The sequence below is a fragment of the uncultured Gemmiger sp. genome, assembly GCA_944388105.1.
In the GTDB taxonomy this organism is placed as follows: Bacteria; Bacillota; Clostridia; order Oscillospirales; family Ruminococcaceae; genus Gemmiger.
In genome coordinates, this window is record CALXHN010000093.1 from 1 (window position 1) to 8,221 (window position 8,221).

Below are 8,221 nucleotides of genomic sequence, written 5' to 3' on the forward strand. Positions count from 1 at the left end.
TTGGGCAGGGGTTCAGCCGCTGTAACTGGCCAGGAACCGGCGGGTGCGCTCCTCCCGGGGATGGTCGATGACCTGGTGGGCGGGGCCTTCCTCCACCACCACGCCGCTGTCCATGAAGAGGATGCGGTCGGCCACGTCCCGGGCAAAGTGCATCTCGTGGGTGACGATGATCATGGTGGTTTTCTGGTCAGCCAGTTCCCGCAGCACCCGCAGCACCTCGCCGGTGAGTTCCGGGTCCAGGGCGCTGGTGGGCTCGTCAAAGCAGAGGATGTCCGGGTGCAGGGCCAGGGCCCGGGCGATGGCCACCCGCTGCTGCTGCCCGCCGGAAAGCTGGTGGGGGTAATGCCCCGCCCGGTCGGACAGGCCCATCTGGTCCAGCAGGGCGCAGGCGTTGGCTTCCAGCTCGGCCAGGATGGCCTTGCGGTTGGCCTTGTAGTCCGGGCGCTCCCTGGCCAGCAGCTGCCCCGCCAGCATCACGTTCTGCAGCGCCGTGTACTGGGGAAACAGGTTGAAGTTCTGGAACACCAGACCGAAGTGCAGCCGCTTTTTGCGGATCTCGGCTTCGCTCTGGGTGTGGGGGTCGGCGGCGTCCCACAGGGTCTCGCCGCCCACCTTGATGGAACCGGTGTCCGCCGTTTCCAGAAAGTTCAGGCAGCGCAGCAGGGTGGTCTTGCCGGAGCCGGACGACCCGATGATGGCCAGGGTCTCCCCCTGGTCCAGCTGCAGGGAGATGTCCCGCAGCACGGCGGTGCTGCCGAAACTTTTGCCGATACCGGTCACTTCCAACAATGCCATAGGGTTCGGCCTCCTTTCAGCAGCGGAAATAGTCCAGCCGCTTTTCCAGCCAGCCGAACAGAAGGGTCAGGGCCCCCACAAACACCAGGAAGAAGATGGCGGTGGAGAACAGCGGCCAGATCAGGCCTTTGGCGCTGTATTCCTTGGCCATCATGATGATCTCCTTGTTGGAGATCACGTTGGCCAGAGAGGTGTCCTTGACCAGGGTGATGATCTCGTTGCCCATGGGCGGGATGATGCGCTTGATGACCTGCAGCAGGGTGACCTTGAAGAAGATCTGGGTGCGGGTCATGCCCAGCACCTGTCCGGCTTCGGTCTGGCCTTTGGGCACGGCCTCGATGCCGCCGCGGTAAATTTCCGAGAAATAGCAGGCGTAGTTGATGACAAAGGCCACCACCGCCGCCACCAGACGGCCGGAAGACCCCGCCGGCCAGGGGTTATCAAAGCCCAGCAGGCCCGGGCCCATAAAGATCACGATGACCTGCAGCATCAGCGGGGTGCCCCGGATGACCCACACAAAGGTCTTGACCGCCCCCCGCAGCGGGGCAAACCGGCTCATGGAGCCGAAGGCCACCACCAGGCCCAGGGGCAAAGCAAAGACCAGCGTCAGCGCAAAGAGCTGAAAGTTCAGCCAGAAGGCTTCGGTCAGGCGGCCCCAGATCACAACGGCTTCGCTCATCATTCTGCCAGGGTCAGGCCGTACTTGTCGGCCAGGGTCTGCATGGTGCCGTCGACCTTGAGCTCCTCAAAGGCGGCATCCACAGCGGCGGCCGCATCGCTGCCCTTGCGGAAAGCCACGCCGTATTCCTCCACGTTCAGCTCTTCCTTCATGGCCAGGTCGGCATAGTCGGTGCCCTCACCGATCATGGCGGAAGCCAGGGTCAGGTCCAGCACGGCGGCGTCGGCGGTGCCGGCTTCCACCTCCATCAGGCAGTCGGTCTGCACCGTCTTGGTGATGACGTCGGCCTGCATCAGGTTTTCATCTTCCTCCACGGTGGTCTGACCGGCGGAACCGGCTTCCACGGCCACCGTCTTGCCGATGAGGTCGGCGGTGGAGGTGTAGGCGGCGTCCGCCTTCATGACCACCACCTGGGCGTTCTTCACATAGGGCTGGGTGCAGGCTTCGTTGGCCTTGATGTCATCGGTCAGGGTCATGCCGTTCCAGACGCAGTCGATGCTCTTGGCTTCCAGCTCCACAAACTTGGTGTCCCAGTTGATCTCCACAAACTCCGGTTCCACGCCCAGCTTCTCGCACACGGCGGTGGCCAGCTCGGTGTCAAAGCCGGTGAACTCCCCGTTTTCGTCGGTGTAGTTCATGGGCTCGTAGACGGTGTAGCCGATGGTCATCTTGCCCTTGTCCTGGATATAGGCCAGATCGCTGTCGGCGGCGCCGGTCTCGGTGGTGTCGGCAGCTTCGGCGGTGGATGCACTGTCCCCGCCGGCGGTGGATGCGGTGTCGGCAGGTTCAGAGGCCGGTGCGCCGCACGCGCACATACTCAGGGCCAGACCCAGGGCCAGAATGCCGCTCAGATACTTTTTCATGGTTCATTCCTCCTCATTGATACCCGGCCGTTTTCCGCTTTATGTCTTTAGTTCAGTGAATCGGCAGGTACCTTACTATACTACTATAAATCCCCGGGCGGCGCAAGGGTACGGGGCAAAAGAAAAGCGAAAAATGGGGAGTCTGTGCGCGATGGGCAGACAGTTTTCTTTTCTTTGCCGCGGACAAGGTGGCAAGGCAGGCGCCGACGTGGTATACTGAAGAAAAAGGAAGTCGATTGTCCAAGGAGGTCGCATCATGGGACGTTCTGTGCAGACACCGCCGCGCAGCAGCCACTGGCTGGCCAAGCTGATTATTCCCAAACTGATCCTGGTGGTCATCGTGGCGGCGCTGCTGGCCGCGGGATGGCTGAGCATGCGCAGCTACTACGAAAACAAGTACAAGACCACCAAACTGGGGTTTGAGGACATCGGGGAGCTGGCCACCCAGGAATGCCGCACCACCCAGGTGAACGCCACCGCCGCCGCCCAGGAGATCTTCGGGGTGCAGATCCCCTTCACCCAGAGCCGGTACATCTACAGCTATGATGTGGTCCTCAAGGCGGGGTATGATTTCAGCGCCATCACCTGGGAGGTGAAGGACACCGCCATCACGGTACATCTGCCCGAAGCCCAGGTGCTGAGCTGCGAGCTGGACCTGGATTCCTTCCAGGTCTATTACGAGAAGGAGAGCGTGTTCCGGCCCATCACCCTGGAGGAGACCAACCAGGACATGACCAACCTGAAGGCCAACGCCCAGAATGATGCCATCGCCAACGGCTTGCTGGACAACGCCCGGGATAACGCCGAGACCCTGCTCGCCGCCTTTTTTGCCCAGGCCTACGACCTGGACGAGTACACCCTGAACTTTGTCTGACAGCAAAACAGCCTGCCGTTTTTTCACGGCAGGCTGTTTTTGTATTTTTCAGGTGACAGGGGCGGCCTTGGGGCGCAGGGCCTTTGTCAGGGGCGCGGCGATGCGCCGTGCCAGCCCCGCCAGCACGAAGCTGCCCGCCACGCAGACCACCCAGAAGGCAGCCCAGACCAGGAATCCCCCGCCCAGGGCCCGCACAAAGCGCAGCAGCACCAGGGTGATGAAGACATGGTGGATCAGAAAGACGCCGTAGCAGTCCCTGGCCAGCAGGGTCAGGACCCGGGTCACGGCGGGCAGGGCGGCCTGCCCCAGCCAGAACAGGGCCCAGAACACCGCCCCGGCCAGCAGGCTCAGGCTGTGGTAGGATGGCAGCCCCGCGGCGGCGCAGAACACCCCCACCGCCAGACACAGTCCCGCCGGGATCACCGCACGGCGCCGCCCCAGCAGGTGGCCGAAGAGGATGCCCAGGGTGAACACCGGCCACTCTCCCCAGACGGTGTGGAACCAGTCCACCCCTTCCGGGCAGAGCCAGGGGCCTGCCGCCCAGACCAGAACCGCCAGCGCCCCCAGCCCCAGCCGGCGGCGCTGGGTGCGGGCGGCCCAGAGGGTCAGGGGGAACAGGCAGTAGAGCAGCACCTGACAGCCCAGGTACCACTCCCCCACCTTATAAAAGGTAGGGGTGTAGGCCTGCAGGTATCCGTCCAGCCCCACCAGGGAAAGGCCCAGCTTCCACAGGGGCACGGCGGCATTGTTGCGGTGCCACACATCGCTGTACAGGAACAGGGGCACAAAGCAGAGCCAGAACACCGGATAGATGGCGGCGGCCCTGCTGCGGATGTACTCCGCCGGACGGCAGGGGCGGGCGGCGTACTTGGCCCCCAGCCCCGCCCCGGAGAGCAGGATCATGAGAAAGACCGACAGGTGCACCAGGTCCCCGTAGGCCGGGGAGGTGAGGACTTTGGAGGCATACAGCCCCGCGGTGGCGGTCTCCACCCCGTAGTGGTAGGTCACCACCACCAGGATGGGCAGCAGCCGGATCAGGTCCAGCCCCGCCCAGTGTGTTTTGGCCGGCATGGCGTTCTCCCCCTTCCTTCAGTTGGCGGGGTCCTGCCCCGCCACAAATTCCCGGATCTCCGCTTCCACAGCGGCCACTTCCTTCTCAAAGGCGGCGGCGGAGACCCGCAGGCCCCCGTTGCCCAGAATGATGATCTGTTCGGTGCCGTCGGAGCTGACCACCCGCACCCGGTGCCTGCGCCCCAGCTCATGGGTGGTCTTTTCGATATACATGTCGGCGGTCTCGGCTTCCCGGGTGTAGACCACATGGATGTTGTGGTAGGCTTCCACGCTGCCCGCGCCGCCCCGCACCCGGTAGGCGTCAAACACCACGATGACCTTGCACCGGCGGTAGCCCGCATAGTTGCACAGGATGTCCTGCAGCCGGCGGCGGGCGGCGTCCAGGTCCCCCTCCGCCAGACGGTGGAGCCGGGGCCAGCCGAAGATCACGTTGTAGCCGTCCACCAGCAGGTACTCCGGTCCGGCGGGCTGGGCCGCGGCCGGGGTGCGGCTGTGACCCATGGCACGGCGGGCGTCCAGGTCGGCGCTGCGGCGGGCGTTGGGATTGGTTTCATTGCGGCGGCGCACCGGGCCGTAGGTGCGCTCGAAAATGGCCAGCAGTTCCTTGTCCTGGGCCAGGGTCCCCCGGTAGGCGTCCGCCCGACGGCGGGCGCTGCCGGTGTCCTCCTCCCCGTCCTCCTCGGTGTCGGCGTCGGGGGCATTGCGGCCCAGGCCGCTGGACACATGGGCCCGGGCGGGGACATCCTCCCACTTGACCAGCACCCCGGCCCCGTGGCTGCAGAAGACCGAATCTGCCGGGTTGTCGGTGTCGGCGTCGGCGTCATAGCCGATGGCGGCCATGACCTCCTCCGGGTTGTGGCAGGGAGCGTAGCCCTGGGGGGTGCAGATGAGACGTCCGGCCCCCCGCGTATAGGCGGCCACCTCCCGGGCGTAGCCCCGCAGGGCCGCCACCGGGGCGGTGCCGCAGAGCACCGCGGTGCCGTCGGCCTGCTGCTGGGGGGCATCCATCTCCCCGCCCAGCCGCTGCAGGTCGGTCATGGCGCGGCCCAGACAGTCGGCGGGCAGTTCCAGCCGCACGGCGTACCAGGGTTCCAGCAGCTGCACCCGCCCCAATTTGGCGGCGGTGCGCAGGCCCTGGCGCACCGCGCGGTAGGTGGCCTGACGGAAGTCGCCGCCCTCGGTGTGTTTCAGGTGGGCCTTGCCCGCGGTGAGGGTGATCTTCACATCGGTCAGGGGCGACCCGGTGAGCACCCCGGGGTGGGTGCGCTCGGCCAGGTGGGTGAGCACCAGCCGCTGCCAGTTGCCGTCCAACGTGTCCGGACGGCAGGCGGCGGCAAACTGCAGGCCGCTGCCCCGGGGGCCCGGTTCCAGCAGAAGATGCACTTCGGCGTAATGGCGCAGGGGCTCGTAGTGGCCCACCCCCTCCACGGGGGCGGTGAGGGTCTCCTTGTACAGGATGCCCCCCTCCCCGAAGGACACTTCCAGCCCGAAGCGGCTTTGCAGCAGGCTCTGCAGCACTTCCAGCTGCACTTCGCCCATGAGCTGCAGATGGATCTCGCCCAGTGCGTCGTTCCACACCACCCGCAGCAGGGGGTCCTCGTCCTCCAGGGTGCGCAGGGCTTTGAGGACGGTGTGGGGGTCGGTGCCCTGGGGCAGTTCCACCTTATAGTTGAGCACCGGTTCCAGCACCGGCAGGTCGGCGTCCGGCTGGGCGCCCAGGCCCTGGCCGGGATAGGTCACCGTCAGGCCGGTGACCGCCACCACATCCCCCGGCTCCGCCTGACTGATGAGGCGGTACTTGGTGCCGGAGTACACCCGCAGCTGGTCCGCCTTTTCACAGAAGGGCTTTGCCGCGTCCGGGCGGCTCTGGAGCATATCTTTCACTTTCAGCACCCCGCCGGTGACCTTGAGCCAGGTCAGGCGGGTGGTTTCGTCGTTGGAGATCTTGAACACCCGGGCGCCGAATTCCTCCATGGCCTCCCTCTGGCGGGTGAGGGTGCGCAGGGCATCCAGCAGCGGGTCGATGCCGTCCAGCCGCAGGGCCGCCCCGAAAAAGCAGGGAAAAACCTGCCGTCGGGCGATGGCGGTGATGATGTCCTCGGTTTCGGGGGTGCCCCCGGCAAGGATCTCTTCCATCAGGGGTTCGCTGGCCATGGCCAGGGCTTCCCGGAAGGCTGCCTTGTCCACATCGGGGCCAAAGTCCACGCAGCCGTCCCCGAAGCGGCCCCGCAGTTCCCGCAGCCGCACCGCCCGGTCCGCCCCGGGCAGGTCCATCTTGTTGATAAAAATCAGGGTGGGCACATGGTACCGGGCCAGCAGCCGCCACAGGGTCAGGGTGTGGGCCTGGACACCGTCGGTGCCGGAGATGACCAGCACCGCGTAATCCAGTACCTGCAGGGTGCGCTCCGCCTCGGCGGAAAAGTCCACGTGGCCGGGGGTGTCCAGCAAAGTCACCGAGGTCTCGGGGCCGTTCTCGTCGGCGGGCAGCACAAAGGCCGCCTGCTTGGCAAAGATGGTGATGCCCCGGGCCCGCTCCAATGCGTCGGTGTCCAGAAAGGCGTCCCGGTGGTCCACCCGCCCCAGTTTGCGCAGCACCCCGGCCCGGAAAAGCAGGGCTTCGGACAGGGTGGTTTTGCCGCTGTCCACATGGGCCAGCACCCCGATGACCAGACGTTTCATACAGTCCCTCACAGTTTCAGAATTCCATACTATCTCAGTATTATTATACCGTTTTCCGGCGGGTTGTCCACCCCGGGCAGCCCCAAAAGGGCGCCCCCGGGCGGCGGCATCTTCCGGCCGGCGGGACCCGGGCACCGGTCATCCCGGTGCCCCTTGTCTGCGCTTCCGCTTTTTTCCGTTCCTGTGTTTTTTCTTCCGCTTACAGCCGGAGGAGGACCTTTCCGTCGGTGGGCCCGTTCTTCACCAGTTCCAGGGCTTCCCGGGCCGTCTCCAGGGTGAAGGTGCGGGGGTCCGTCCTGGGAAGGATGTGGTTCTGTTCCACGATCCGGGTGACCTCCCGGAGCTGCGCACCGTCGGCACGCACAAAGAGGAACCGGTATTCCTTGCCCTGCTTCCGGGCGGCTCTGTCGTAGCCGGCGCCGGCCGCCGTGAACAAAAGCCGCTTTGCCGGACCCAGATGATGGCGTTCCGCAAAGGCTTTGTTGGGCCCGGTCCGCAGGCTCAGCAGCCGCCCGCCCGGTTTCAGGACCGACAGTTCCCTGGAGAATTCCCCGGCGCCCAGGGTGTCCATGACATAGTCCACCCCGGACAGGACCTCCCAATAGTTTTCCTTCCGGTAATCCAGATACCGGTCCGCGCCGGCCGCCATAATGGACGCCCGGGCCCGGGCGTTTCCGGTCACGATCACATGCAGGCCCAGCGCTTTGGCCAGAGGGACCGCCATCTGTCCGAAGCTGCCCGAGCCGCCGGGGATCAGCAGGGTCTTTCCCCGTTGGACTTCCAGTTCCTCGGTGAGTCCCTGCCATGCGGTCAGGCCGGTGAGGGGAATGGCCGCGGCGTCAGAAAAATCATACCCCGCGGGCATGGGGGACAAGGCGGCCTGCTCCACCGCCACATATTCCGCAAAAGCGCCGATCCTGGACAGGGGCAGCCGGGTGTAGACCTTGTCCCCCGCCCGGAATCCGGTCACCGCCTCCCCCACCGCTTTCACAACGCCGGAGCACTCGTTTCCCAGGGTCAGGGGCATGGGGTAATCCTGGATCAGCCTGACGCTGCCGGACAGGATCAGCAGTTCCAGCGGATTCACCGCCGCTGCCCGGACCTCTACCAGCACTTCTGTGGGACCGATCTCCGGTACCGGAATTTCCCGCAAAACCGTGCGGATCTCTTTGGAATATCTGTCGATCTGAACTGCTTTCACCTCAGGACCTCCTTGTGGTCTTGTTGCCGGAAAGGGCGGAAAAGTTTTTTTGCCCTCTC

General features: G+C 65.3%; 7 protein-coding genes. 1 reads left to right on the top strand and 6 read right to left on the bottom strand.

Going from position 1 to position 8,221, the window contains the following annotated elements; all coding sequences use genetic code 11:
* Nucleotides 1–12: 12 nt before the first annotated feature.
* From Q0K17_RS09325 to Q0K17_RS09335, 3 genes are read right to left on the bottom strand one after another with little or no spacing between them, the layout of a single operon-like run.
* On the bottom strand, nt 13–795 hold the full coding sequence (locus tag Q0K17_RS09325) for an amino acid ABC transporter ATP-binding protein (protein WP_294542507.1): 783 nt from the start codon (nt 793–795) through the stop codon (nt 13–15).
* 16 nt (nt 796–811) lie between these two features.
* The gene (locus tag Q0K17_RS09330; RefSeq protein WP_294542508.1) at nt 812–1,474 is read right to left on the bottom strand and encodes an amino acid ABC transporter permease; all 663 of its coding nucleotides are present in this window, start codon (nt 1,472–1,474) and stop codon (nt 812–814) included.
* Nucleotides 1,474–2,337, bottom strand: a complete 864-nt coding sequence (locus Q0K17_RS09335) for a transporter substrate-binding domain-containing protein (RefSeq protein WP_294542509.1) — start codon at nt 2,335–2,337, stop codon at nt 1,474–1,476. The genes Q0K17_RS09330 and Q0K17_RS09335 overlap by 1 nt, the downstream gene beginning before the upstream one ends.
* A gap of 256 nt (nt 2,338–2,593) precedes the next feature.
* Here Q0K17_RS09335 and Q0K17_RS09340 point away from each other — a divergent pair, with 256 nt between their 5' ends.
* The gene (locus tag Q0K17_RS09340; RefSeq protein WP_294542511.1) at nt 2,594–3,211 is read left to right on the top strand and encodes a DUF4230 domain-containing protein; all 618 of its coding nucleotides are present in this window, start codon (nt 2,594–2,596) and stop codon (nt 3,209–3,211) included.
* A 48-nt stretch (nt 3,212–3,259) separates the two neighbouring features.
* On the opposite strand, the gene Q0K17_RS09345 is transcribed toward Q0K17_RS09340, so the two are convergent.
* The 3 genes from Q0K17_RS09345 to Q0K17_RS09355 all read right to left on the bottom strand — a co-directional run bounded on the left by Q0K17_RS09345 (nt 3,260) and on the right by Q0K17_RS09355 (nt 8,162).
* The gene (locus tag Q0K17_RS09345) at nt 3,260–4,282 is read right to left on the bottom strand and encodes an acyltransferase (RefSeq protein WP_294542514.1); all 1,023 of its coding nucleotides are present in this window, start codon (nt 4,280–4,282) and stop codon (nt 3,260–3,262) included.
* Between the two features lie 18 nt (nt 4,283–4,300).
* Nucleotides 4,301–6,961 carry a translation factor GTPase family protein gene (locus Q0K17_RS09350; protein ID WP_294542515.1) on the bottom strand — a complete coding sequence of 887 codons (2,661 nt, stop codon included), beginning with the start codon at nt 6,959–6,961 and terminating at the stop codon, nt 4,301–4,303.
* Between the two features lie 199 nt (nt 6,962–7,160).
* Nucleotides 7,161–8,162, bottom strand: a complete 1,002-nt coding sequence (locus Q0K17_RS09355; RefSeq protein ID WP_294542517.1) for an NADP-dependent oxidoreductase — start codon at nt 8,160–8,162, stop codon at nt 7,161–7,163.
* Between the last annotated feature and the right edge of the window lie 59 nt (nt 8,163–8,221).

What these genes read in the sequence shown, in the direction of transcription:
- Q0K17_RS09335 (WP_294542509.1), bottom strand. Translation starts at nt 2,337, where the DNA reads ATGAAAAAGTATCTGAGCGGCATTCTGGCCCTGGGTCTGGCCCTGAGT.
- Q0K17_RS09340 (WP_294542511.1), top strand. Translation starts at nt 2,594, where the DNA reads ATGGGACGTTCTGTGCAGACACCGCCGCGCAGCAGCCACTGGCTGGCC.
- Q0K17_RS09330 (WP_294542508.1), bottom strand. Translation starts at nt 1,474, where the DNA reads ATGAGCGAAGCCGTTGTGATCTGGGGCCGCCTGACCGAAGCCTTCTGG.
- Q0K17_RS09345 (WP_294542514.1), bottom strand. Translation starts at nt 4,282, where the DNA reads ATGCCGGCCAAAACACACTGGGCGGGGCTGGACCTGATCCGGCTGCTG.
- Q0K17_RS09325 (WP_294542507.1), bottom strand. Translation starts at nt 795, where the DNA reads ATGGCATTGTTGGAAGTGACCGGTATCGGCAAAAGTTTCGGCAGCACC.
- Q0K17_RS09350 (WP_294542515.1), bottom strand. Translation starts at nt 6,961, where the DNA reads ATGAAACGTCTGGTCATCGGGGTGCTGGCCCATGTGGACAGCGGCAAA.